Below are 23,661 nucleotides of genomic sequence, written 5' to 3' on the forward strand. Positions count from 1 at the left end.
TTATTTCAGGTAAATTAGGTTATCCTTAATGCCAAATTAGAAGTGGATTAGAACCCGGCCTTCCTGCCAATTTTCTGCGGTAATAATTGATAATTTTTGAATTTGTAACTTAGATTGCACGTTGGGTGCCGTTGCACACAGCTATAATAGGTTATGGAAGAAACGAAAATACTGGTCGTTGAAGACGAACAAAAGATTGCCGACACACTAAATGTGGGCCTTTCAGAAAATGGGTACCATGTAGAAGTAGCTTATGACGGTAAAATAGGGGAACGGTTATTCTTTATGCATGATTTTAACCTGGTGATCCTGGATATCAATTTGCCGGGCATAAATGGGTACGAACTGGCCAAGATCATAAGGTCCCGCAACACGCATATCCCCATCATAATGCTTACCTCTCTAAGCACCCTGAACGATAAGATGGAGGGTTATGATGCCGGCACCGATGATTACATTGTGAAACCCTTTGAATTCAAGGAACTGCTGGTAAAGATCAGGGTATTGTTGAAGCGTACCATGAACCAGAATGTGCCGGTGGGTAATTTATTAAAAGCAGCTGATCTTAGTATGAACCTCGACAGCAAGGAAGTGCGCCGGGGCAACGACATCATTAACCTTACCGCCAAAGAATTTCAATTACTGGAATACCTGTTGCGGAACAAGAACAAAGTTGTATCGAGAGCGTCCATTGCTGTAAATGTATGGGATATTGATTTTGACACCAATACCAATATCATTGATGTTTACATAAGTTATCTTCGCAATAAAATAGATAAGCCGTACGAACGTAAACTGATACAAACACACGTTGGCATGGGGTATATCTTAAAGGAAAACGAACGCTGATGCCCGTTAAACTGCGCATAACACTGTTATTCTGTCTTATTGTATTTGTGATCCTGGCCACAGTATGCGCAACTGCTTACTATTTTTCATATACTGCACGCACCAATAATATTAAAACGCGGTTAACCAACCGCGCTATCACCATTGCCCGGTTATTGAAACAGCCGCAGGTGTTTGACCGGAACCTTATACGCAAAATTGATTCTTCCACTTCCAACAATCTAAAAGACCAAACTTTTCAGGCATACGATTACCGCAACAATAAAATATACAGCTACAGCGATGCTCCTACCGATACCCTGGCAATAGATACGTCCATTCTGGACGATGCCCGGGTAAAAGGCACCATCTTTTTCAAAATCGGCAACAAGGAAGTGGTAGCCTATCACTATACCAATGCCACTACACGCATTGTGGTGATCACAGCTGCGTATGATAAGGATGGAAAAGCCAATATCAGGACCTTATCGAATATTTTATGGTTCAGCTTTCTGGCGGGGATCATCATCGCGTTTGTTGGCGGGTATTTCTTTTCCGACCGGTTATTACAGCCCATTAAGCAAATAGCCGATGACATCAATGAAATTTCTGCCCGGAATTTTGCGCGCCGCATCAGCACCAATTCTACGGTAAGAGATGAATGGCACTATTTGTCGGAAACCCTTAACCAGCTGCTGAACCGGTTGCAGGACAGCTTCGAGACCCAGCGCCGTTTTGTTTCCAATGCCTCGCATGAATTGTCTACCCCCTTAACGGCTATCAGCAGCCAGCTGGAAGTATCCCTGCAGAAGAACCGCGAGGCGCAACAATACCGGGTAGTAATGGAATCGGTTTACCAGGACGTACGTCACCTGAGCAAACTCACCCAAACCCTGCTTGAGTTTGCGCAAGCTTCGGGCGACGCGGGCGGATTGAACATCCTGCCCGTACGCATGGATGAAATATTAATGGGATTGCCGGCAGAGATGAAGAAAAGCAATCCTGACTACCTGGTTATCCTATCGTTTAACGATATGCCGGCTGAAGAACAGAAATTAATTGTCTTTGGTAATGCCGAGTTGTTGTCTACAGCCATCAAAAACATAGTTGCCAATGCCTGTAAATACTCGGATGACCATAAAGCCATAATAAAGCTGCAGGCAGAAGAGGAAACCATTACCATTTCCATTACGGATAAAGGGACAGGCATTCCCGAACCGGAACTGAAATACATTTTCCAGCCATTTTACCGTGTAAATAATACCGCTCACCAAAGCGGATTCGGCCTCGGCCTGTCACTCGCCTACCGCATTATAAAACTGCATAAGGGCAATATCACGGTTGCTTCCACCCCCGGCCAGGGCACTGAATTTGAGATCACAGTCCCCACCGCCAAATTCTAATAAACTTCTAACTTATAATTAATTGCACCTTTATTACCAGGTAATAAATTGCCTGCGAAAGAGTTGGCGCAATGAAAATAAAACGATCAGTATACAGATTTCTGCTCGCGTTTATTATGATCCTGGTAGTTGCAAGCAGTTTCCTTTTCAAACAAACCATTGATTATAAATGGGAGAACAGGGAACTGATATTGCAAAACGATTCATTAAGAGGAGTGGTTATTGAACTGTCCCGCTTGATCGATACCACAAAAACGGCCGCCATACCCCGAAAAAAATAATTGTTCATTGTTTTTACAACACTGCCTCAATAATGACAAATATTCTTATTCCTACAGACTATAGCGAGGCATCGTTCAATGCACTGGAAACAGCCATTGTTATTGCAAAAAGAAATAATGCGTCTTTAATTTTATTACATATTGACGAGGCAGGATATCTTCCTGAGGATACCTATACCATTAAAAATGCCAGTCAGATCGGCCATGCCATTGCAGATAACATCAAACAACGTCACGGCATTCCTACCACGGTGTTGTTTAAAGAAGGGTTTATTGCCCCTACCATTGTACGATTGGCGTTCGAAATAAAACCAGATCTCATTGTTATGGGCGCTTACGGCGCCTCGGGTCACCGCGACTTTTTTATTGGGTCCAATTCTTATTATACCATTAAAAATGCCAGCTGCCCGGTGCTGATAGTACCGGAAGGTAAACGCTGGCACGACTTCAACACCGTGCTGTTTCCTTTACGGCCTGCCCTCGGCGCTTTAAAAAAATACCAGTTCATCAACGACCTGGTTTTAAAAATATACCCACACAGCAACTTCGAGCTGTTTGGCATTTCAACGGACAGAAAAGAACAGGATGTAAAACAGGTGGCAGAAATAGGCAATGAACTGAAAAAATCCTGGAACCATTCTCTTCAGTATGAAGTAAGCTACAATCACGGAAGAAATATTGGGGAAGAAGTGCTTGACAAAGCTGATAAATCCAAAGCAGACCTTATTGTTGTTTCCTCCACGGTAGATGTGGCCACCAAACAGTTTTTTATAGGCCCTTTCTCCCAACGGATCATTAACCATGCCCGCATACCAGTACTGTGCGTTTTCAGAACGCCCGATAACTAGCATTTTACCATCACTCCCGGTAAAATTTCCGGGCGAACCAGGAAACCGGCAGCCCGATGGCCACGATCAGGATGGCGGTTGCTATCAGTGCTTTATCTAAATGAAAGGTACCAGGTGGGATCTTTGTAAAACGCAACACTACCATATTCATAGTGATATAAATGAATATACCATAAATAATGGCTGTAAGCGCTATATTTTTGGAGAAGATCTTTATATTCGGATATATTATAAAAAATAAGGTGGTAAAACTATAAGCTATAATAAAATGGAACAACAGACCCAATAACGCCATCACCCAGCCGCCTGTAAAGGCTGCCTTACCTACTGCACCGCTTGCAATATATTGCAACACGATCACCGGACTGGTTCCCCGTACCAGATAAGCCTGCACAAAAGCAGATAAGATATCCAGACTGCCTGCCAGTAACCCTATCCAGGCAATTGTTTTTCCTAAAGAATTGGACGTATGCGGTTGTTGATTTGAAACGGTTTGAATACCAGTCATGTGACAGTTGTTGGTTTGGGTTGAATGTAAGAATATACTGCCTTGTCCAGTTGATTATTCAACCAACTACAACTTGCGACCTATGGAAAACAGTTTTAAGTTTAAAGTTTTAAGTTCAAAGTTTCAAGTTCAAAGTTTCAAGTTCCGGGTTCTACGCTGAAGTGTATTCTTTCTGCCCTCTGCCTTCTGCCCTTCCTTTTCATCCCAACAAAGCAATCACGGCATCCTTATAGCTCCTGCCTATCGGTATCTGCTCTCCGTTAATTTCCACATCGGTAGCAGAAAATGCATCGATCTTGTTTTTTGCCACCAGAAAAGAACGATGTATCCGGAGAAAACCGTTTTTTGCCAGCATTTCTTCTATTTGGCCCAGCTGGAATTTGGTGAGAATGGATTTATCTTTTGTAGTAATGCGAATGTATTCCTTCAAACTTTCAATAAAAAGGATTTCATCGATATAGACCTTTACCCGCTTTTTGCTTACGTTAAAAAACAGGGCCGTTTTATCTGAATCCATACTCCCCCGTTCTTTCAGTTTATTAACGGCCATCAAAAACCGGCTGAACTCGATCGGTTTTAACAGGTAATCCACCACATTCAATTCATATCCCTGCAATGCATATTCGGGGTAGGCAGAAGTGATGATGATCTGCGGCGGCTGCCTGAGCGCTTTTATAAAATCAAGTCCTTTTAATTTAGGCAGGTGAATATCGAGGAATATCAGGTCAATGGTTTCCTTTTGCAACAGGTCCATCGCATACAACGCATCGGTGCAGATGCCTTTACATTGCAGAAAAGGCACCTGTTCAATATAATCTATGATCACTTCCGCCGCCAGGGGTTCATCCTCAACAATGATGCAGTTATACCTGTGCATAGCTGGTTAAATTTATATACAACTTTACTGAGAATATTTGTGGTTCGTTCTGCAATTGCAGATCGTGATCCCGGTACATCAGTTCCAGTTGCCGGCGAACATTGCGCAACCCGATATTATCCCGTATCTCCTCTGATGTATGATTTTCTTTTGTGTTCTCTATCTTAAAGGTAAGCTGTCCCTGTTGTAAATGTACGTGGATGCGGATAAATGAATCGAACCTGCTTTCACTGGCCCCATGTTTGAAGGCATTTTCAACAAAAGGCAACAGCAGCAACGGTGCTATTTGTTGGGCACTGTCATCGATATCCCGCTGAAAGTGAATGGTAAGCCGTTCGTACCGCATTTTTTCCAGTGCTATGTAGTCGTCCAGTATTTTAAGCTCATCGGCAACCGTAATGAGTTCACTTTTTGATTCATACAAAATAAAACGCAGCAATTTCGATAACCGCATTACTACTTCCGCCGTGTGTTCAGAGCGTTTGCGGGCCAGCGCATAAATATTATTTAACGTATTGAATAAAAAATGCGGATTGGTTTGATGACGCAGGAACTTCAATTCCGCTTCCAGCTTTTCCCTGATGAGATTTTTCTCCCGTTCCCGGGCAGCCAGTTGAATACGTAATAATTTTAAGGTAATAGCAATGCCAGACACAAACCCAATATCCATAACCGCCAGCAAGATACTTAGCAGGTGAAACAGGGGCCTGTCTTTCAACATGCCCGAATAAATAACCGGGTTAATACAGTATACGAAAATGATGCGGTATAATACAATGGTAGTTATAATAGCAGCAACTACCTGCAAAACGGTCCAGAGCAGCTTTCTGGTCCCTTTTACAATTTCAGGGATGGCAACATATAGAATAAAATAGGTAAGTATCAATTTGGGTATCCAGGCAGCAATGGCGGCTTTAAATGCCATCCAGAATTGCACGTTTTCCGGAATGTTCTGTAAGGCGGGCCCTACCCAAACAATTTCCAGCACGGTATCCTGTAACAGGTATACCAGCCAGAAGGCACTATGTAAAAGCAGTCGCTTCATAGTACCTTAAATGTCGGCAAACTTTCTCAACAACCCTGCAACAACCAATAAACCAGCAGAAAAACAACGATGGTTCCCAGGCATCCCCCACCCCATTTCCAGGCGGCATATCCTGCGATCAATCCCCTGAGCCAGTCTCGCATAGTAAAAATTTATAAACACTGATCTAAAAACCATGCCATGGGATTTCCTGCAGGCTTTCCAACTATAACAAAATGGACTATCTTAGCCCTCGAAATAAACCTACCAGGTAGTCCACTATGCTTCCATGGAAAACGATCATACAGTTTCAAAAAGAAACTGATACACCAGTATACCTGCAAATAGCCAATTCCGTTATACAGGAAATGAGAAAAGGCCGTGTTGGCCCCGGGATAAAATTACCCGGTACCCGCCAGATGGCAGAGATCCTGGAAGTACATCGCAAAACGATCGTAAGGGCATACGAAGAGCTGGATGCACAAGGCTGGATTGAAATGCATCCGTCAAAAGGAACATTCACCAGCAAGGAACTGCCGGAAACAAACGCCCGGCGGTTGACAAACAATCAAAAACGCAATTCATTTCCTACAGCCACAGGTTACAACGTAAAAGTAAACTATGCTGTTCGCACCCCGGTACCGCCGCTGCGGCACATCAATGGTTTTCATGATGGCCCCGACATGCGGCTAATTCCTTCAGACGAACTGGGCCGGGCTTATAAAAGTGTTTTATCGAGACACACTTATTTAAAGTTCATGTCGTACGTGGAAACAGCAGGTGTAGAAAAATTCAGAATGGTGCTGTCTGATTACCTCAATTCAAGCCGGGGTTTGCAAACAACATTTGAGAACATCCTGGTAACAAGGGGCAGCCAGATGGCGCTGTACCTGCTCTCGCTCGTTTTATTTTCAAAAGGAGACACCATCGTTGTTGGCGATACCAACTATTATTATGCCGATCATACCTTTCTGATGGCCGGCATGAAACTGGCGCGGGTGAAAGTAGACGAATATGGCATCGATGTAGACGCTATAGAAAAAATCTGCCGTCGTAAAAAGATAAAGGCCCTGTTCATTACCTCGCATCACCACTATCCAACTACCGTAACCTTGTCGGCTGCACGCCGGATTAAGTTATTGTCACTGGCCGAGAAATATGGCTTTATTATCATTGAAGATGATTACGACTATGACTTCCATTATTTAAGCAGCCCCTTACTACCGTTGGTTAGTGCAGACACCAAAGGAATGGTTGTGTACATAGGTACGCTTAGTAAAACCGTGGCGCCCGCGATTCGTACCGGTTACATAGTAGCGCCTCAAAACCTCATTACAGAACTGGCGCGCGTACGGCAGCTGGTAGATTGCCAGGGCGACCCTATTATGGAGTTAGCATTGATTGAAATGTTTGAAGAAGGCCATATTAAACGCCACATGAAAAAAGCGGTGCTGGCCTATCATAAACGCCGGGACCTGTTATGTGGCTTGCTGAAGAATTCATTGTCAGACGTTGTTGATTTTAAAATACCTGATGGCGGACTGGCCATCTGGGCAAAATTCCATAAATCCGTACCACTACCTCCCCTCAGCGAAAAATTAAGACCGCAAGGACTCATTCTTTCGAATGGTTTAATTCATAATACTTCTTCTATATCAATGAACGCAACCCGTATGGGTTTTGGCTGGATGAATGAAGAAGAAGCCGAACAGGCCGTTGATCTGTTGGTTAAAACCATCCACTCAAAATAATATTTACCATCCTTCGTTTTGTGCCGATTTATACAATTTCCTGTTGAGCGTTTGTATCAACTTTGTATTCAAGTTTATCTAGTGGGATAACACAAAAATAATTTGTTGTTGCCCCATTAAACCGGACTACCTGCAATATAAAAACCGGACACCTGAATAGTCCGAATACCTTTTACCTTTACGACCGATTCATTAAGTTTTAAAAAGTATAAGCCATGAAAAAGTTCATCATCATTTTCTCAACCCTGCTTCTCAGTTTTAGTTTATTTGCCCGTGATCCTGAAGAGGATCTTGTTAAGGTGTTCTCTGCCAGTTTTCCAAAAGCAGAACATGTTCATTGGTATGAAATGCCCAAAGCCTGGGTGGTTAACTTTGTAACCGATGGTATCCGTTCGCGCGTTGTATACCTGAAGGATGGTAAAGTAACCGAATTCACCCGGTACTACTTTGAGCAGAATTTGCCTTTTGTGATCCGTTCTAAAGTAAAAGAAGCTTACCCTAACAAAAACATCTTTGGCGTGATAGAAGTTTCCATTATGACGGAAACTGGCGGTTCCAGACTTGAATATTTTATCAAGCTGGAAGATGCAAAAAGCTGGATAACCGTTAAATCTGACAATGACGGGAACCTGACCACCGAAGAAAAATATAAAAAAGTGCAATAAGAAGCCAGGAAATCAGTTTTTAACTGAGAAAGGCAGAAGGGTTTGAAAGGAAACTTTCAGGCTTCTCTGCCTTTTTGCTTAATCGTTAGTAATAATCATAATATATTTTTCGTTTAACCAGTAATTTCTCGCAACACAAGAATCGTAAAAACGCACCATGCCCCGCTTAAAACCCTTAATAACTGCTTTACTTGCCGCTATTTCATTGCCGGCAATTTCCCAAACCCAGTCATTGTATCGCTTCCAGGACCTTTCCCATTTGTATTATCAAAAACAGAAAGACTCCCTGACAAAAGCATGGGCCTGCCCCAGCCTGTATAAGGAAAAGGAAACCCAGAAAAAATACGGTGAGATCTGGAACGACAGGACCAAATTTATCACAGATGCCATCAAAGACGATGATTTCCTGCACGATAAAGAAGTACACAGCTATGTGGAAGGTATTATTACACAAATAGTACAGGCTAACAAAGCAATGATCCCGGTTAAACCATTGTTGTTTATCGACAGAAGCCCGTCGGTGAATGCATATGCCATAGGCAATAACATTATAGCAGTCAACCTGGGGCTGGTAGCCTTCTCCCAATCGCGGGAAGAGCTGGCGCTGGCCATTGCGCATGAATTATCGCACAACATCCTTAACCATCCAGACAATGCCATGAAGCAACGGGCAGAATGGCTGACCTCGAAAGAATACAAAGAATCCCTGACAACGGCGCTCGATTCAAAATATGAGCGATTGTCGCGGATCAGAAAAGTACTGGAAAATTATTCGTTCAACAGAAGCAAACACCAGCGCTATCATGAAAGTGATGCCGATTCAATGGCCATTCTGCTTTTGAAGAAAAGTAATATTGCTTTTAATGCCGATTTTTTTCTTCGGTTAGACAGTTCTGATAACATCTATCACACACCTTTAAAGCAGCCGGTTAAAAATTATTTTACCGCCTATAACCTTCCTTTCGAAGACAGCTGGACAAAGAACCGCTCAAAGGGATTATCAACAAAGACCTATGATTTTAGCGATTCTACAAGCAATGAAGATTCGTTAAAAACCCATCCTGAATGTATTGAAAGGTATAATAAAACCCGTAGCCAGTCAGATAAAGCAACCCTTACTGCAATTCCACCCCAGATCCATAATAATGCCACCAAGATGATCATCTGGAATATGTATAACAATGGCGCCTGGAACCAGACTGCCTGTTTGTACCGCATATTTTTGGAAAAGGACAAAGGAAATACCGACGAATGGTACGACTTTATGGTTACAAATGTAATTAACAGGATCTGCTTCTTCGATAATATGTTCCATCGCTTTAAAGCCATTGGCGTGAAACAAAAAGAATATATTTCCCGCGATTATTTTGCCATGCAAACCATGTTGGAACAAATGCCGCGTGAACAACTGGACAAATATTGCAAAGTATTGCAGGAGGCTTCTTTCTGGAAAAGTATGTCACCCGCGGAAAACGGATTTAAAAAGGTGAGTTATGCCCTCGCATTGGATCCCTATAATTCTGCCCCAACCAAGAAAACAGCTGCAGAGTTTACTAAGCAAAACTCAACCAGCCTGTATTGTGAATATGCGAACAGCTTCAACAAATAACCCTAATCATCTACCCTTTTTAAATCCATTACACACATGAAACAATCACTTATAATATTTCTTTCCTTATTTAGCATATACACCGTTCAGGCGCAAACTAAAGCACAAACAAAAGCCTTAAAAGAAATAGCCAAAGATATTTCCTCCGACGTGGAAGAGATCAGGCAGGATGGATCAATAATGGGTTTTGTAGTATTTACCCAATTGGAGAAAATTAGCGCCGATTCATTCAATTACAAGCTGGCCATCATGGATGAGAACATGGATGAAATGGGCGTTATTCATTTCAAAGACCAAAAGCTCTATTTAAAAGAGGTTTCATTTAATGATAGTATTCTTTGTGTTGGCTATATGAAATCAAATTTTATTGGTATCGAGTTTAAAAGTACAAAAGAATGTAAAGCGGCAATACCAGGTGCTAAAACGGCAGTTCAGTTACAGTTCTTAAATCTCAGTGGAAAAACCATCAATACAAAGAATTTTCCATTAGAGTTAGAACACACCTGCAATTCACAAACAAGCTATGCAAAAGCAATTGGCACCGCTAAATGGAAATTTCCTGTACAGATCAAAAATGTTTCTGGTATGGGCTTCGCCTGCTTTTATGGCGACGATAAAAAAAACAACCTGGTAACGCTGAATACGAGGGGCTCTGTATTATGGCAAAAACCAGTAAAAGAACAAGATGTGGAGTCATTTTCCCTCTATACCTCACAAAAGAATGCTTTTTTATTGTTGAAAAAGAAAGTGAGCTATAAGGAAGGGGGGTACGAATTACTTGGATACGGGGCAGCCGATTCCTCCAGTTTTCCCAAATATGTATTAAAAGATAAAGAGGGCAAATCACTAAAAGTTCTTGCAATGGATAATGACCCGGTTACCGGCAAGCCCTACCTGGCCGGGTATATCATCGATTCCCGGAAGGGCAATAGTATTACTACCCCTAAAGAACTGGCACGAGGGCCTTATTGCGGTGTTTTTACTGTTAACATAAATGGTCCGGCTAAAACTGATATACAGGCATCTTTTTCATATTGGGGCGATGGCTCGCAGTCATTTATTACGCGGAAAAGCCGTATTCCCGAAAAGAAAAGTTTTCTCATTTTGACAAATGCTTATAAAGATTTCGAAGGCAATACTGTCTTTACAGGTTCAACATTTACCAGAAAGTTAAAAACAGGTTCAACTATAAGTACAGTAATACTCGCCCCAACAATTTTTATCCCCTTACTTATAGCCGCCAATGGATACGTTACAGCAAGAGTAAATGAAACTGTTGTATTAAAACAAAATGCCAAATCAGGTCTATCAATCGATTTTCTGGAAAGCAACAAAGGTCCAAAATTAAAAGGTGACAGCCCATATAACATTGTAGACAGGAAGCGAATATTTTTCTCAACCGACTTCGATAGCAAAACAAATTATATAGTAGTAGATGATTACGATGAAATCTTTATATACAATGCTACTCAAAACAAATTAGTCCGTAAATACGCACATAGCAATGGCGATCTTTATTCTGCGGTCTATACTGATGTTCATCCTGCCAAAGATGGTCATATGCTGGTTTCCAGATCGGGCTACGGCTGGACGACCTATTCTGTTGAAGCTATATATTAATAGATATTGATTAAGAAAGTCCCTTCCGGCCAGTCGGGAGGGATTTTTATTTTTTAGCAAAGTAAGGTATAGCATCTCTGCTTACTGATTCCTTTTGTTGCCAGTAAGCCAGCGTTACAACCTGCCCGCCTGGTGTTTTCAATAACCGGCCAAAGATGGCATTGGTAGGGTTGAAAGTAACATCCGTTACTCCAATAGTAAAAGAAGCAGGTGGCGGAGGAGGAAGTTCATCAGCCGCTTCCGTAGTAACAGCAGCAGTTGCTGCCGGTACTGCAGCTTTTGGTGGCGGCGAGGCCACTACTATCACCGTATATTTATTAAATTCCAGTAATGGTCTTAAAAAATCAACCCGTTGCTGGGAAGCGTTCTTCTCCACTATGGCGCATTTAACGCCATTCAGGTCTTCAAACTCATGATTTTTATTAATAGCCATACCCGAAGTTTACAATCCAATACTTAATGAATGAATATAATCATATACATAACCTGCCAAACCGGTTACAATGATACCTGTTACACAAATGATCATGGCCAGCCTCGGATAGACTGGTATGTGTAAGCGCTCTATGGGTTGTTCGTTGGTATCCATAAAGATCGCTTTCACAATGCGCAGATAATAATAAAACGAAAGGATCATGTTCAATGCCGCAATGGTGATCAACAGGTAATTACCTTTCTCAGCGCCCGATAACAACAGAAAGAACTTCCCAAAGAAACCTGCAGTTGGGGGTACACCTGCCAAAGAAAACAAAGCAATAGTAAGCACCCACGATAACACCGGATTGGTTTTATAGAATCCTTTGTAATCACTCACCTGCTCGCGGCCCGTTACCGCGCTTACCAGGGCCACCACCCCAAAAGCGGCCAGGTTACTGAAAACATACACCAGCACAAAATACACTACCGAAGCAGAGGCCAGCTGCGAACTGCCGGTTATCCCTACCAGAATAAAACCGATCTGGGCAATGGAAGAAAAAGCTAAAAATCGTTTCAAATTGTTCTGCCGCATCGCAAACAGGTTGCCGGTTAAAATGGTGAGCACCGATAATACAAACAACATATTATACCAGGTGGAAGCCAGCGGTTTGAACACGGTATATAAAACGGAAACAAATACAAACAAGACCGATCCCTTTGAAATAACCGACAACCAGGAGGTAACAGCTACCGGAGCGCCTTCGTATACATCGGCCGTCCACAAATGAAAGGGTACCACAGAGATCTTAAAGCCAAAGCCGGCCAGTAATAATACAAAGGCAAAGATCAATAAGGGTGCTGCGTTTATATGGGTAGCCAATTCACTAAACGTTAAGGTTCCAGTGGCGCCATATACCAGCGAGATCCCAAACAATAATAACCCCGATGCGAATGCCGATGAAATGATAAACTTCATGGCAGCTTCTGACGATTTCTTCTTTGCCAGATCAAAGTTTGCCAGGGCTGCCACGGGAATGCCAGACAATTCCAACCCCACATAAAACAGTAAAAGATTACCGGCCGATATCATAAAGAACATGCCCAGCAGGGTGCACAACAATAACACATAAAACTCGGGTACATGCTCATGCTTTTTTAACCAGTCGGCCGATTGCAATGAAACGATCAAAGTACCAAGGCTCAGGATATTTTTCTCCAGTACGATCAATGGATTTGTAAAAAACATGTCATCGAACAACATGCCTGAGCGATTGCCCACAAACCCGGCCACCAGGTTCAACAACAGCAACCCGTTTGTTAAATTCATGAAAGTTTCGTTGCTCAGATCGGTCCCAATCTTCAGCAATAACAGGATAAAGATGATCACTGTAATGATCAATTCCTGTTTCATAAGTATAAAGAAGTCGGTTGACATAATTATTTATTGATTGATCAATGCAGTTAACCAAAAAGGCGCCATACCAATAGCCACAATGCCTATGATCAACAGGCCTGCAGCTACTTTTTCATTCCAGCCTGCATCGGTTAAGGCAATGGCGGTCCCGCCTTCTACCTGCAAAGGCCCCATAATCACTTTGCCCATGGCTCTTAAAATGTATACAGCAGTTACCACAATAGAAACACAAGCCAGAATGGTAGCTACTCTATATAGCGTATCAGCCTTTTCCCAGGCGCCCATAAAAACGGTTACTTCAGCTGCAAATCCACTCAGCCCTGGCAGGCCTAATGAACACAAACCGGCAATAACAAAAACCGTAGCAATAAAGGGCATCACTTTTAATAACCCGCCCAGTTGCGCTACCTGTCGCGTATGGGTTCTGTTGTACAACATGCCAATAGCGGCAAAGAAAAGGGCCGTCATTAATCCATGCGACACCATTTGCATCACCGCGCCCATGATGGCTGTTTTGGTGAACATACCTATACCCAGCAACACAAACCCACAATGACTAACGGAAGAATAGGCATTGATGTATTTCAGATCGGTTTGCATCATGGTAGCGAAAGCACCATAGATGATGGCAATGGTTGCCAACAGTATAATGATCCATGAATAATATTGAGCAGCATCAGGCATCAATAAAGCTATCCGCAAACAACCATAACCGCCGAGTTTCATGGAAATACCAGCCAGGAACATGGAGGCAGCCGTAGGGGCTGATGAGTGCCCATCGGGCACCCAGGTATGAAAGGGAAACAAAGCCGTGAAAATGCCAAAGCCAATAAATGCAAAAGGAAAGAAGATCTTCTGTACTTCCCCGGGAATAGGCAATTGAGCAATTTGTAACAGGTCAAACGTATGGGTGCCGCCTGCCGTTTGGGTATTAAAATAAATACCTGCCAGTCCAACAAAAACAAGGGCGCTGCCCCCCATTAACATCAGGGCCAGTTTCATGGCACTGTACTCTTTTCTACCACTGCCCCAAATGCCTATCAACAGGAACTTGGGTATAACGGCCACCTCCAGGAAAAAGAACAACGTAAACAGATCGAGTGAAATGAAAAACCCATAAGCGCCCAGGCTTAACAGCACCAGCAGAAAGAAAAATTCCTTATTTAGCTTTTCCATTGACCAGGAAACCAATATGCCCGCTACGGTTACAAATGCGGTCAATAATATCATGGCGATGGAGATGCCATCCACACCAATATGGTAATGAATATTCAGCGGCGTAAACCAAACATGATCTTCTTCCAATAACATAGCAGCAGTATTACCCGCAGCCCGTTGCTGCCAGTAGGCAAATAACACGCCAGCTGCAACAATCAATTGTATCACCGACCCGCTCAACGCTACCAGCCGTACCGGCTTTAATCCATTACAAAGCAATAACGCAATGGCAGTAAGAAGTGGCAATATAATTAGTATTGAAAGTGGCATTTGTAATACTTAGCGTTTTACGTTTCTTAATTTGCTGTTACCAGGTTCCAGGGTTCCAGGATTTCCGGCAACCGGGAACTGGTAACCGGGACCTCTTACTTCCACAAATAAATACACATTGCAGCCAATGCTACTATTCCTCCCAAAAAGTATATCAGGTAACCTTGGATTCTGCCCGATTGCAACGTTCTTATACTAATTGAAAAGCGGGTGGTTATCCAACCCAATCCGTTCATAGTACCATCCACAACATGTTTATCTATCCAGGCAGCTGGTTTGGCAATGCCATTAAAAATGATCTTTTTAGTGACGAACAGGTAGAGCTCATCAAAATAGAATTTCTGCTTTACGGTTTTATAGAGCCCGCCCAAAGCTCTCTCCAGCTTTTGTGGCCGTTCGTTCTCTTTATAATAAAGTCCATACGCCCCGGCAATGCCGGCAAGGGCCAGGAGCACCGGAGCCAGGGAAAAACTCAACGGAATGGAAATTTCCTTTTCTCCATCAATTGCTACATACCGGGCGAAAGGAATAAAACCAACGCCAACTGCCGCCAGGGCCAATAAGACCAGAGGTAACTTCATATTCCAGGTACCTTCACTATGGTGATGATGATCGGGCACCCTTGTTTTATTCCAGAAAATACGGAAGTACAACCGGAACATATAAAAGGCAGTGATACCCGAAGTGACCAGCGCCCCGTAATAAATCAATTTATTATGCTCCCAGGCAGTCATCAATATTTCTTCTTTACTATAGAACCCGGCAAATGGCGGTACACCGGCTATGGCAAAACAGGCAATCAGAAATGTACCATGTGTCAAAGGCATTTCCTTTCGCAACCCACCCATATTGCCCATTTCATTGGTATGAACAAAATGGATCACGGATCCCACCCCGAGGAATAACAAGGATTTGAAGAAGGCATGCGTAAACAAATGAAAAAGAGATGCCGTGTACCCGGTTAACCCCAGGGCAAATAACATATACCCGATCTGTGAAATGGTTGAATATGCGAGTACTCTTTTTATATCCGTTTGTGTGCAGGCAATGAGCCCAGCCAGCAAAGCAGAGAGTGCTCCTATCCAGGTTATCAATTGTAATATCGTTCCATCAATCAAATACACCGGGTATAACCGGGCTACCAGGTATACGCCCGCTACCACCATGGTGGCCGCGTGGATCAATGCCGATACGGGGGTAGGCCCTTCCATGGCATCGGGCAACCAGATGTGCAGCGGAAACATGGCCGATTTACCGGCCCCGCCAATAAACACCAGTGCCAAGGCCCAGCTTAACAGAGATACTCCCAGGAATGTAGTGCCGGTAATTTGCGCCAATTGCGTCGAATGCGTAGCTGTCAACCGTTGGATCAATGCTCCAAAATCAAGCGTACCACTATAGAAAGCGAGGATCAGTATGCCAATCAAAAAACCCAGATCGGCAAAACGCGTAACAATAAATGCTTTTTTGGCTGCGGCTACTGCGGCCGGTCTGTCATAATAAAAACCGATCAACAGGAAAGACGATACGCCCACCAGTTCCCAGAAAATATAGAGCTGGAATATATTAGTAGATAACACCAAACCCAGCATGGAAAAAGTAAACAAACTTAGAAAGGCATAATAAACTGCAAACCGCTCCTCCCCTTTCATATAGCCCAAACTAAACACATGCACCATCAGGGAAATAAATGTCACCACCACCAGCATCATCACCGAAGCAGGATCGAGCAGTATGCCCATATCGATTGACATACCCGGTGAAAAGGGTAACCAGGTAAGTTTTATCGGCTCGATAGTTTGATAAACACCATTCACTTTCCCTGTTACAAAGAAGTATTGATAGGCCGTATAACAAGCCAGTACCGTAGCCACCAGTAAAATGAGTGTTCCCACTATACCCGCCGTCCTGCTAAAGTGCTTTTGTCCAAATAAACCCAGTACTACAAATCCTGCCAGTGGCAGCAATGGGATCAACGCTATGTATGATGCGTACTCCATATTTTAGTATTTCATTTCGGTAGTATCCTCTACATCTATGGACCGGTGACTCCTATATAAATTAATAATGATCGCAATAGCCACCGCGGCTTCGGCAGCGGCAACGGTTATAATAAACAGGGAAAAGAAGACACCATTGAGTTTATCGGGGTACATGTATTTATTAAAGGCTACAAAATTGATGTTCACGCTATTCAGGATCAACTCTATGGACATAAGCATCGTGATCAGGTTGCGCCTGGTAAACAAGCCATACATGCCAATAAAAAACAAGGCCGTGCTCACAAACAGGATATGTGTTAAAGGAATGCTGTTCATGTTGTCTCTTCCTCCATGGTTTTTGTTGGTACAGGCAGGTCTTGCGTCTTTCCGTTACCATTAATTGGTGAAGCCTGTTTTTGTATCGTCTTTCCTTTGGGCATCGATCGCATGGCAATTACAATACAACCGATCATGGCTGCCAGCAACAACATACTCACTACTTCAAACGGCAATACAAACCCATGTTGTTTGGTATCGAGCATTTGTTCGCCAATGGCAGACACCGGCACCACAAACGGTTTATCGGACGTTGTTGGAAATCCATGCTTCGCAATAAGGTTATAAGAGAAAGCAAAACCCAATAATACCGCCAGCATGGAGAAAATGGTTTGCTTCAACGGCGTTTTTGGCAGCTCACTACCGGAATGATGGGTAAGAAAAATAGAAAAGATGATCAGCACCACTACTCCGCCTACATATACAATGATCTGCACAGCCGCTACAAATTCCACCTGCATCCAGAAATACAGACCGGCCACGCCCACCAGGCTAAACAGCAACCAGATGGCAGAACGGAAGATCTTCCGGGTGGTTACCGCCAATACTGCTGTCCCCAGCACAAAGGCTGAGATCAAATAGAATATGATCTGTGATGCATTCATATAATGTTATTCTACGCCTGCCCGCAATTTTGATCCCGGTTTATTTAATTTTTTCAACAACTGGCTGCGGTCATACACACTGTGTTCAAACGTCTGCGCCATTTTTATAGCGCTGGTTGGACAAGCCTCCACACATAAATTACACATAGTGCACAGCTCCAGGTGATACACAAAAGTGTCCAGTGCTTTTTTCTTTTTACCTTCAGGTGTGGTATCGAATTTGGTAACGATCTTGATGGTAGCGTTCGGACAAGCCAGTTCACAAGCCGTGCAGCCTGTGCATGCGTGTTCGTTGTTCTCATCGTGCGTCATCACCACTTCCCCTCTGAAACGTTCGGGGATTTTCATATCTGCCCGGTTATCGGGATACTGCTGGGTAATGATCTCTTTTGGCCGCACAAAATAGCTGCCCGTTGTTTTCATCCCTTTCAGCAGCGACGACACTGCCTGATATATTTCTGATATGTATTGTTTTAAAAATGCCATCCCATTATTGCAATTAATGTTATTAATAACAGGTTGAACATACTAATCGGCAACAGGTATTTCCATTCCAGGCTCAGCAATTGATCAACCCGCAGGCGGGGAAACGTCCACCGGAACCACATGATCAAAAAGATCAGGAAAAATGTTTTTCCCAGGAACCACAACGAGGAGGGGATATAGTCCATAACATGATTAAACCCCTTCCAATGCCCAACGTGTAAAGGCATCCAGCCACCCAGGAACAAGGTGGCACCAATAGCACAAACAATAAAGATGTTGATGTATTCAGCCAGAAAGAACAGCGCGAACTTCATTCCGGAGTATTCCGTATGAAAACCGGCCGTCAACTCCGATTCTGCTTCAGCCAGGTCAAACGGTGCGCGGTTGGTTTCTGCCGTTACTGCAATGATGAAGATCACAAAGGCGATGATGGCGGGAATATGCCCGCGAAATAACCACCACCCTGTTTGTTGCGAGGCAATTATATCCGACATTTGTAAGCTACCGGCCAGCACCACTATAGAAACGATAGAGAAACCTGCTGACAATTCATAACTGACTATCTGGGCACCGCTGCGCATAGCGCCCAGCAGCGAATATTTATTATTGCTGGCCCATCCGGCCATTAAAATTCCAATAACCGAAACAGAAGAAACAGCTGACACATACAGCACACCTATATTTATATCCCAGATCTGAAATCCTTTGGCAAATGCAATGGGTGCCATAATAAGCATGCCAGCGATCATCACCACAAAGGGTGCCAGGTTAAACAGGAACTTATCAGCCCCATCGGGCGTTAATCCCTCCTTCATCATCAGCTTCAACGTATCGGCAGCAGTTTGTAACATGCCCTTAGGTCCCACGCGGTTTGGCCCCAAACGTATTTGCATACGGGCCGCTACTTTCCGTTCCATTAACACCAACACCAATCCCAGCACAGCAAACAAACTGATCACCAGCAACATAACTATAACACATTGGAGTACCAATGCGATGGTGGAATTGAACGTAGCGTACAACCATTTTTGACTTGAATCAGTTATATTTTCTAAACTGAACATACTTATAGATTATTAAGAAACTGATGTAAGCCATATTTCTTACTTCTTACATCCTACTTCTTACTTCCGGCATCACCTGTCAATATCAGGGATCACTAAATCTAACGTCCCCATAATAGCCATTAAGTCACCAATCTTACTCCCCCGGCTCATGTGATCCAGGGCCGACAAATTCGAAAAACCCGGTGACCTGAACTTTATGCGATAGGGTGTAGTGCCACCTTCACTCACTATATATACCCCAAACTCCCCACGGGCCGTTTCTATCCTTGAATAAAACTCACCCCTGGGTAATTTCAACACGGCTTTTGTTTTTGCCTGAAAATCACCATCGGGAATATTATCGATCAGTTGCTCAATGATGCGCACCGATTGCCTCAATTCTTTTATCCGCACCAGGTAACGCGCATAACTATCGCCTGCGGTTTCAATGATCTCATCAAAGGCCACTTTATCATATACTTCATACGGATACAATTTCCTTATATCACACGTCACTCCACTACCCCGTGCCACCGGACCTGTACATCCATACGAAATGGCATCTGCTGCCGACAAAATACCCACGCCTTTCGTCCGGTTCTGAAAAATAATATTATTGGTTACCAGGTCATCATACTCATCGATCTTGTTGTTGAAAAGCTGGATAAAGTCTTTTACCCGTTTTTGAAAATTGGGATGGATATCATACATCACGCCACCGGGTACCATATAATTCATGGTGAGGCGGGCCCCGCATGTTTCTTCCATTATATCATTGATGGTTTCACGTTCGCGAAAGGCATAAAAAAACGGCGTGAATGCGCCGAGGTCCATGGCCATAGCGCCCCACCATAATTCATGCGAAGCAATGCGGGTCAGTTCATCCATCAATACCCTGATCACCTGGGCCCGGGGTGGTATTTCCAGTTGCAATCCTTTCTCTACACACAGTGCACAGCCATGGTTGTTAATATGCGCTGATAAATAATCCATGCGGCTGGTTACATATATAAATTGCCGGTAGCTGAGGCTTTCACACATCTTCTCAATACTGCGATGGATGTACCCTAAATGCGGCTCTACTTTCTGAATGGTTTCACCCTGTAACGTGATCACCAAATGCAACACCCCATGCGTTGCCGGATGCTGTGGCCCCACATTGATTACCAGTTCGCCCTCATCAGCCCCCACAGCCCCCTCTAAATCTCCCCCAATGGGGGAAACTTTGCTATCAACATTTAATATCTTAGTTTCTCTATACAAGATTATAATTTGATCATATTTATAGGATCTTCAAAATCTTTCCGCAAAGGGTAGCCTTCAAAATCATCGGTCAGAACCAACCGGCGCAGATCGGGGTGATGCAGAAATTTCACCCCAAACAGATCAAACACTTCGCGTTCATGAAATTCTGCGGTGCGCCAGATATCCGACACCGTTTCTATTTCGGGATTGTTCCGGTCTAATTTTACTTTTACCACGAGTGTGTGTCTGAAAACGGTAGATGTGAAATGATACACCATGGTGAGTAAAGTTTTACCTGTTGCTGTTGCCGACCAGTCGATGCCGGTAAGGCAAAACAAAAAATCCATTTGCAGCGCATCATTGCGCAACCATTGAGCAAAGGTTTTCCACTCACTTATATCAACCTGTACCTGTAACCATTCACCGGTTTCATCAAACACCCCATTTGGTCGAACGGTTACAATATGTTGTTTTATTTCCCCGTTGGTCATGACTGTGGTTTTTCTGCCCTGATCTGTTCGCGTGTTAATCCGCTTTTTATTTTTTGTTGCAGGGTGATCAATGCATGCAACAAAGCTTCGGGCCGGGGCGGACAACCGGGAATGTATACATCAACCGGTATCACGTGATCGGCACCTTTTACTACAGAATAGGTATTATAGAAGAACGGGCCGCCGCTGATAGCGCAGGCGCCCATGGCAATTACATATTTGGGATCGGCCATTTGATCGTACAGGCGTTTAAGTACAGGCGCCATTTTGTTAACGATGGTACCGGCGATGATGATCACATCGGCCTGGCGGGGTGTAGCCCGCGCCACTTCAAAACCAAAGCGGGAAAAATCGTATTTCGAAGAAGCCACCGACATCATTTCAATACCACAACAACTGGTGGCAAAAGTGAGCGGCCATAAAGAATTGGAACGCGCCCAGTTTATGATGTCATTAAACGAACTGATCAGGATGCCGCCTCCGGGCAGGTCATGCGTCTGTCCGGGAAACGGTGAATTTCCCTGGGATGCGGTTTCTATTACTTTGTTTAAGTTAGTTTCCATACTGATAGCTTTCTTGCCTTACTTGTCCTCTCCGCCAGCCGGCGGAGGAGTTAGAGGGGGCCTACATCCATTTTAATGCGCCTTTCTTGTGTGCGTACAAAAACCCGGTAAATAATATGAAAAAGAAAATGGCGATCTCAACAAGCGCCATCCATCCAACTTTTTTTACAACAACGGCCCAGGGATAAACGAAGATCAGTTCTACATCAAAGATCAGGAACAACAGGGCGAACAAATAATAACCAACATTAAACTGATTCCAGGGTGAGCCTTCAGCAGGTATGCCACATTCATAGGGTTGGCCCTTTTGTGCATTCACAGATCCCCTTACCAAAAATTTTGATACGAGTATGCCGCCGGCAGAAAACAGAATGGCAGCTATAGTTAATATAAGGAGCGCGATAGGTCCCATATGGCGAATTTGAAATCCCGATACGTCGAAACAGGTGATGCAAATCGGCTGCTGATTCTAAATTTAGCATTTTTATTTTAATTCCAACATTTTGGAACTGATTTAACGGCCCCCTTAAGCCATTCACTTTCAATTACCCACAATAATTTAAAAAAAATCCCGCCAAACCTGTCACGTTTCGGTACGCTACTTTGTTTTATTACCGAACCACGAATTTTAAACAGTAAATAATATAAAAATGGAACAAAGAATTGCATTTACAGACGGAAACAAAGGTTTAATGGATGGCTTATTCAAAATTGGGATGTACCTCAAACAATCAGGACTCGACCATAAGTTAATGGAGCTGATCAAAACCCGGGCTTCACAAATCAATGGCTGCGCTTATTGCCTGGATATGCACTGGAAAGACGCAATCGCGTTAGGTGAAACAGAACAACGCCTGTATTCATTGTCTGCGTGGAGAGAAACTCCTTATTATACTGCTGCAGAAAGAGCTGCGCTCGCTTATACAGAAGAAGTTACTAAAATACCTCAAACAGATGTTAGTGATGAAGTATTCAATGAACTGAGCAAGCATTTTGACAAGGCACAAATTGCCGATCTTACCATGGCAGTTATCTCAATCAATAGCTGGAACCGGATCAATGTTGCCTTCAGAACTATCCCCGGTGGTTATAAACCAGGAATGTTTAATTAATCTAATAACACATCAGGGGCTGACCTGTAAGGTTCGTCATCGGGGTCTTGAATTATAAAAAGTTTAATCGAACCCCGCATGGCGGGGCAGGCTCTGACAGGTCAATGTAAAATAAGTCTGACCTGTCAGGACCGCATAAACAGCCCGACATTTTAAGACACGAAGGCGGACCTTACAGGTCAGCCCTTAAAAAATTACTCTTGCAAGATTATCAGCACATGCTGTTCCCTTATGCGTATAATATACTAGGAACAGCAGAAGACGCAAAGGACGCCATTCAGGATGTATTGTATAAGTTTTTGGCTGCGGACAAAGAAGAAATAGCAGATCCGAAAAATTACCTCATCCGCAGCGTTATTAACCAATCGATCAATATCAAAAACCAGCGAAAGAAACTGCAACTGGGCGATGCCTGGCTGCCTGAACCGGTAGACACAGAGGGAGCTGACACAAACATCAACCTGAATGAAATTGTTTCGTATTCGCTGCTGATACTACTGGAAAAGTTAAACGCCAGGGAACGGGCTGTTTTTATTTTAAAAGAAGCCTTTGCCTATTCGCATGAAGAAATATCGAAAACACTTTCTATTTCGGTTGAACATTCCCGGAAACTGCTCAGTCGTGCCAAACAAAAGATAGATCAGGTACATGCACCGGTTACTGTGCAGAAAAATGAAGGCGTAACGCCGGCCGTATTAGAGAAGTACATGCAGGCCATCAGAAGCAGGGATGTAAAAGCATTGGAAAATATACTAACAGAAGATATAGCCTACTACGCTGATGGTGGTACTGTAGTTAAAGTGTTTGCAAAACATTGCACCGGCAACCAGGAAGTGGCCGATCTGCTTGTATTTGTATTTCATAAATACGGTGCAGACTGGACCATTGAAGCAGGTGAATTCAATCACCAGCCCGCTTTGCTTTTTTATCAGGGAGATGTTTTGAAATCATGCCAGGTGTTTGGGATTGAACCGGAAACCAATAAAATTTTCCAGATCGGTAATGTGCTCGATCCCGCGAAATTGCCCGCAATTGGCCGTGGGGTGGAATGATTTTTTAAGT

At 43.4% G+C, this 23,661-nt stretch carries 25 protein-coding genes; 10 read left to right on the forward strand and 15 right to left on the reverse strand.

The window, feature by feature from the left end:
- Nucleotides 1-153 precede the first annotated feature (153 nt).
- The 4 genes from BMX95_RS22800 to BMX95_RS22815 all read left to right on the forward strand — a co-directional run bounded on the left by BMX95_RS22800 (nucleotide 154) and on the right by BMX95_RS22815 (nucleotide 3,360).
- On the forward strand, nucleotides 154-849 hold the full coding sequence (locus BMX95_RS22800; protein WP_081202052.1) for a response regulator transcription factor: 696 nt from the start codon (nucleotides 154-156) through the stop codon (nucleotides 847-849).
- A complete protein-coding gene (locus BMX95_RS22805) occupies nucleotides 849-2,231 on the forward strand; it encodes a sensor histidine kinase (RefSeq protein ID WP_081202054.1) in 1,383 nt (460 codons plus the stop codon). The genes BMX95_RS22800 and BMX95_RS22805 overlap by 1 nt, the downstream gene beginning before the upstream one ends.
- 71 nt (nucleotides 2,232-2,302) lie before the next feature.
- Nucleotides 2,303-2,512: a hypothetical protein gene (locus BMX95_RS22810; protein WP_090519577.1), complete on the forward strand. Its 210-nt coding sequence runs from the start codon at nucleotides 2,303-2,305 to the stop codon at nucleotides 2,510-2,512.
- A gap of 32 nt (nucleotides 2,513-2,544) precedes the next feature.
- The gene (locus tag BMX95_RS22815; RefSeq protein ID WP_081202056.1) at nucleotides 2,545-3,360 is read left to right on the forward strand and encodes a universal stress protein; all 816 of its coding nucleotides are present in this window, start codon (nucleotides 2,545-2,547) and stop codon (nucleotides 3,358-3,360) included.
- A 10-nt stretch (nucleotides 3,361-3,370) separates the two neighbouring features.
- Here BMX95_RS22815 and BMX95_RS22820 read toward each other — a convergent pair whose 3' ends face one another.
- The 3 genes from BMX95_RS22820 to BMX95_RS22830 all read right to left on the reverse strand — a co-directional run bounded on the left by BMX95_RS22820 (nucleotide 3,371) and on the right by BMX95_RS22830 (nucleotide 5,790).
- Nucleotides 3,371-3,868, reverse strand: coding sequence for a hypothetical protein (locus BMX95_RS22820; RefSeq protein WP_081202058.1), 498 nt, complete (start codon nucleotides 3,866-3,868; stop codon nucleotides 3,371-3,373).
- 199 nt (nucleotides 3,869-4,067) lie between these two features.
- Nucleotides 4,068-4,745, reverse strand: a complete 678-nt coding sequence (locus BMX95_RS22825; RefSeq protein WP_081202060.1) for a LytR/AlgR family response regulator transcription factor — start codon at nucleotides 4,743-4,745, stop codon at nucleotides 4,068-4,070.
- On the reverse strand, nucleotides 4,732-5,790 hold the full coding sequence (locus BMX95_RS22830) for a sensor histidine kinase (protein WP_081202062.1): 1,059 nt from the start codon (nucleotides 5,788-5,790) through the stop codon (nucleotides 4,732-4,734). The genes BMX95_RS22825 and BMX95_RS22830 overlap by 14 nt, the downstream gene beginning before the upstream one ends.
- Before the next feature lie 260 nt (nucleotides 5,791-6,050).
- On the opposite strand from BMX95_RS22830, the gene BMX95_RS22835 reads away from it, so the two are divergent.
- The 4 genes from BMX95_RS22835 to BMX95_RS22850 all read left to right on the forward strand — a co-directional run bounded on the left by BMX95_RS22835 (nucleotide 6,051) and on the right by BMX95_RS22850 (nucleotide 11,414).
- Complete coding sequence (locus BMX95_RS22835) at nucleotides 6,051-7,520, forward strand: aminotransferase-like domain-containing protein (RefSeq protein ID WP_081202064.1); 1,470 nt, start codon at nucleotides 6,051-6,053, stop codon at nucleotides 7,518-7,520.
- 215 nt (nucleotides 7,521-7,735) lie between these two features.
- Nucleotides 7,736-8,185 carry a hypothetical protein gene (locus BMX95_RS22840; protein ID WP_081202066.1) on the forward strand — a complete coding sequence of 150 codons (450 nt, stop codon included), beginning with the start codon at nucleotides 7,736-7,738 and terminating at the stop codon, nucleotides 8,183-8,185.
- 157 nt (nucleotides 8,186-8,342) lie between these two features.
- Nucleotides 8,343-9,794, forward strand: a complete 1,452-nt coding sequence (locus BMX95_RS22845) for a M48 family metalloprotease (RefSeq protein WP_081202068.1) — start codon at nucleotides 8,343-8,345, stop codon at nucleotides 9,792-9,794.
- 36 nt (nucleotides 9,795-9,830) lie between these two features.
- A complete protein-coding gene (locus BMX95_RS22850) occupies nucleotides 9,831-11,414 on the forward strand; it encodes a DUF6770 family protein (protein WP_081202070.1) in 1,584 nt (527 codons plus the stop codon).
- Nucleotides 11,415-11,460: 46 nt separating this feature from the next.
- On the opposite strand, the gene BMX95_RS22855 is transcribed toward BMX95_RS22850, so the two are convergent.
- The 12 genes from BMX95_RS22855 to BMX95_RS22910 all read right to left on the reverse strand — a co-directional run bounded on the left by BMX95_RS22855 (nucleotide 11,461) and on the right by BMX95_RS22910 (nucleotide 21,899).
- Nucleotides 11,461-11,847 (reverse strand): hypothetical protein, encoded by a 387-nt coding sequence (locus BMX95_RS22855; protein WP_081202072.1) that lies wholly within the window; start codon nucleotides 11,845-11,847, stop codon nucleotides 11,461-11,463.
- Between the two features lie 9 nt (nucleotides 11,848-11,856).
- Nucleotides 11,857-13,266, reverse strand: a complete 1,410-nt coding sequence (locus BMX95_RS22860) for an NADH-quinone oxidoreductase subunit N (protein WP_081202074.1) — start codon at nucleotides 13,264-13,266, stop codon at nucleotides 11,857-11,859.
- A gap of 6 nt (nucleotides 13,267-13,272) precedes the next feature.
- The gene (locus tag BMX95_RS22865) at nucleotides 13,273-14,733 is read right to left on the reverse strand and encodes a complex I subunit 4 family protein (RefSeq protein ID WP_081202076.1); all 1,461 of its coding nucleotides are present in this window, start codon (nucleotides 14,731-14,733) and stop codon (nucleotides 13,273-13,275) included.
- Between the two features lie 95 nt (nucleotides 14,734-14,828).
- Complete coding sequence (nuoL, locus tag BMX95_RS22870) at nucleotides 14,829-16,733, reverse strand: NADH-quinone oxidoreductase subunit L (RefSeq protein WP_081202078.1); 1,905 nt, start codon at nucleotides 16,731-16,733, stop codon at nucleotides 14,829-14,831.
- Nucleotides 16,734-16,736: 3 nt separating this feature from the next.
- A complete protein-coding gene (nuoK, locus tag BMX95_RS22875) occupies nucleotides 16,737-17,051 on the reverse strand; it encodes an NADH-quinone oxidoreductase subunit NuoK (RefSeq protein ID WP_081202080.1) in 315 nt (104 codons plus the stop codon).
- Nucleotides 17,048-17,656 carry an NADH-quinone oxidoreductase subunit J family protein gene (locus tag BMX95_RS22880; RefSeq protein ID WP_081202082.1) on the reverse strand — a complete coding sequence of 203 codons (609 nt, stop codon included), beginning with the start codon at nucleotides 17,654-17,656 and terminating at the stop codon, nucleotides 17,048-17,050. Before BMX95_RS22880 ends, nuoK begins: the two co-directional genes overlap by 4 nt.
- Nucleotides 17,657-17,662: 6 nt before the next feature.
- Nucleotides 17,663-18,142, reverse strand: a complete 480-nt coding sequence (locus tag BMX95_RS22885) for a 4Fe-4S binding protein (protein WP_081202084.1) — start codon at nucleotides 18,140-18,142, stop codon at nucleotides 17,663-17,665.
- Nucleotides 18,130-19,206 (reverse strand): NADH-quinone oxidoreductase subunit NuoH, encoded by a 1,077-nt coding sequence (gene nuoH / locus BMX95_RS22890; RefSeq protein WP_081202086.1) that lies wholly within the window; start codon nucleotides 19,204-19,206, stop codon nucleotides 18,130-18,132. Before nuoH ends, BMX95_RS22885 begins: the two co-directional genes overlap by 13 nt.
- A 72-nt stretch (nucleotides 19,207-19,278) precedes the next feature.
- Entirely contained in the window at nucleotides 19,279-20,451 is a 1,173-nt protein-coding gene (locus BMX95_RS22895; RefSeq protein ID WP_207631640.1) for an NADH-quinone oxidoreductase subunit D, read from the reverse strand.
- A gap of 2 nt (nucleotides 20,452-20,453) precedes the next feature.
- Nucleotides 20,454-20,924: an NADH-quinone oxidoreductase subunit C gene (locus tag BMX95_RS22900; protein ID WP_081202088.1), complete on the reverse strand. Its 471-nt coding sequence runs from the start codon at nucleotides 20,922-20,924 to the stop codon at nucleotides 20,454-20,456.
- Nucleotides 20,921-21,487: an NADH-quinone oxidoreductase subunit B gene (locus tag BMX95_RS22905; protein WP_081202090.1), complete on the reverse strand. Its 567-nt coding sequence runs from the start codon at nucleotides 21,485-21,487 to the stop codon at nucleotides 20,921-20,923. The genes BMX95_RS22900 and BMX95_RS22905 overlap by 4 nt, the downstream gene beginning before the upstream one ends.
- A gap of 61 nt (nucleotides 21,488-21,548) precedes the next feature.
- A complete protein-coding gene (locus BMX95_RS22910) occupies nucleotides 21,549-21,899 on the reverse strand; it encodes an NADH-quinone oxidoreductase subunit A (protein WP_081202092.1) in 351 nt (116 codons plus the stop codon).
- Nucleotides 21,900-22,137: 238 nt separating this feature from the next.
- Between BMX95_RS22910 and BMX95_RS22920 the strand changes: the two genes are divergently transcribed.
- Together BMX95_RS22920 and BMX95_RS22925 are read left to right on the forward strand one after the other, a co-directional pair.
- Nucleotides 22,138-22,599, forward strand: coding sequence for a carboxymuconolactone decarboxylase family protein (locus tag BMX95_RS22920; RefSeq protein WP_081202096.1), 462 nt, complete (start codon nucleotides 22,138-22,140; stop codon nucleotides 22,597-22,599).
- A 200-nt stretch (nucleotides 22,600-22,799) separates the two neighbouring features.
- Nucleotides 22,800-23,651, forward strand: coding sequence for a sigma-70 family RNA polymerase sigma factor (locus tag BMX95_RS22925; protein WP_242673176.1), 852 nt, complete (start codon nucleotides 22,800-22,802; stop codon nucleotides 23,649-23,651).
- Nucleotides 23,652-23,661: the final 10 nt, after the last annotated feature.

Source organism: Niastella yeongjuensis, assembly GCF_900110245.1.
GTDB classification, from domain to species: Bacteria; Bacteroidota; Bacteroidia; order Chitinophagales; family Chitinophagaceae; genus Niastella; species Niastella yeongjuensis.

What these genes read in the sequence shown, in the direction of transcription:
- BMX95_RS22845 (WP_081202068.1), top strand. Translation starts at nt 8,343, where the DNA reads ATGCCCCGCTTAAAACCCTTAATAACTGCTTTACTTGCCGCTATTTCA.
- BMX95_RS22860 (WP_081202074.1), bottom strand. Translation starts at nt 13,266, where the DNA reads ATGTCAACCGACTTCTTTATACTTATGAAACAGGAATTGATCATTACA.
- BMX95_RS22865 (WP_081202076.1), bottom strand. Translation starts at nt 14,733, where the DNA reads ATGCCACTTTCAATACTAATTATATTGCCACTTCTTACTGCCATTGCG.
- BMX95_RS22800 (WP_081202052.1), top strand. Translation starts at nt 154, where the DNA reads ATGGAAGAAACGAAAATACTGGTCGTTGAAGACGAACAAAAGATTGCC.
- BMX95_RS22920 (WP_081202096.1), top strand. Translation starts at nt 22,138, where the DNA reads ATGGAACAAAGAATTGCATTTACAGACGGAAACAAAGGTTTAATGGAT.
- nuoL (WP_081202078.1), bottom strand. Translation starts at nt 16,733, where the DNA reads ATGGAGTACGCATCATACATAGCGTTGATCCCATTGCTGCCACTGGCA.
- BMX95_RS22880 (WP_081202082.1), bottom strand. Translation starts at nt 17,656, where the DNA reads ATGAATGCATCACAGATCATATTCTATTTGATCTCAGCCTTTGTGCTG.
- BMX95_RS22820 (WP_081202058.1), bottom strand. Translation starts at nt 3,868, where the DNA reads ATGACTGGTATTCAAACCGTTTCAAATCAACAACCGCATACGTCCAAT.
- BMX95_RS22885 (WP_081202084.1), bottom strand. Translation starts at nt 18,142, where the DNA reads ATGGCATTTTTAAAACAATACATATCAGAAATATATCAGGCAGTGTCG.
- BMX95_RS22855 (WP_081202072.1), bottom strand. Translation starts at nt 11,847, where the DNA reads ATGGCTATTAATAAAAATCATGAGTTTGAAGACCTGAATGGCGTTAAA.
- BMX95_RS22810 (WP_090519577.1), top strand. Translation starts at nt 2,303, where the DNA reads ATGAAAATAAAACGATCAGTATACAGATTTCTGCTCGCGTTTATTATG.
- BMX95_RS22910 (WP_081202092.1), bottom strand. Translation starts at nt 21,899, where the DNA reads ATGGGACCTATCGCGCTCCTTATATTAACTATAGCTGCCATTCTGTTT.
- BMX95_RS22900 (WP_081202088.1), bottom strand. Translation starts at nt 20,924, where the DNA reads ATGACCAACGGGGAAATAAAACAACATATTGTAACCGTTCGACCAAAT.
- nuoK (WP_081202080.1), bottom strand. Translation starts at nt 17,051, where the DNA reads ATGAACAGCATTCCTTTAACACATATCCTGTTTGTGAGCACGGCCTTG.
- BMX95_RS22830 (WP_081202062.1), bottom strand. Translation starts at nt 5,790, where the DNA reads ATGAAGCGACTGCTTTTACATAGTGCCTTCTGGCTGGTATACCTGTTA.
- BMX95_RS22905 (WP_081202090.1), bottom strand. Translation starts at nt 21,487, where the DNA reads ATGGAAACTAACTTAAACAAAGTAATAGAAACCGCATCCCAGGGAAAT.
- BMX95_RS22840 (WP_081202066.1), top strand. Translation starts at nt 7,736, where the DNA reads ATGAAAAAGTTCATCATCATTTTCTCAACCCTGCTTCTCAGTTTTAGT.
- BMX95_RS22805 (WP_081202054.1), top strand. Translation starts at nt 849, where the DNA reads ATGCCCGTTAAACTGCGCATAACACTGTTATTCTGTCTTATTGTATTT.
- BMX95_RS22825 (WP_081202060.1), bottom strand. Translation starts at nt 4,745, where the DNA reads ATGCACAGGTATAACTGCATCATTGTTGAGGATGAACCCCTGGCGGCG.
- BMX95_RS22815 (WP_081202056.1), top strand. Translation starts at nt 2,545, where the DNA reads ATGACAAATATTCTTATTCCTACAGACTATAGCGAGGCATCGTTCAAT.
- BMX95_RS22850 (WP_081202070.1), top strand. Translation starts at nt 9,831, where the DNA reads ATGAAACAATCACTTATAATATTTCTTTCCTTATTTAGCATATACACC.
- nuoH (WP_081202086.1), bottom strand. Translation starts at nt 19,206, where the DNA reads ATGTTCAGTTTAGAAAATATAACTGATTCAAGTCAAAAATGGTTGTAC.
- BMX95_RS22835 (WP_081202064.1), top strand. Translation starts at nt 6,051, where the DNA reads ATGCTTCCATGGAAAACGATCATACAGTTTCAAAAAGAAACTGATACA.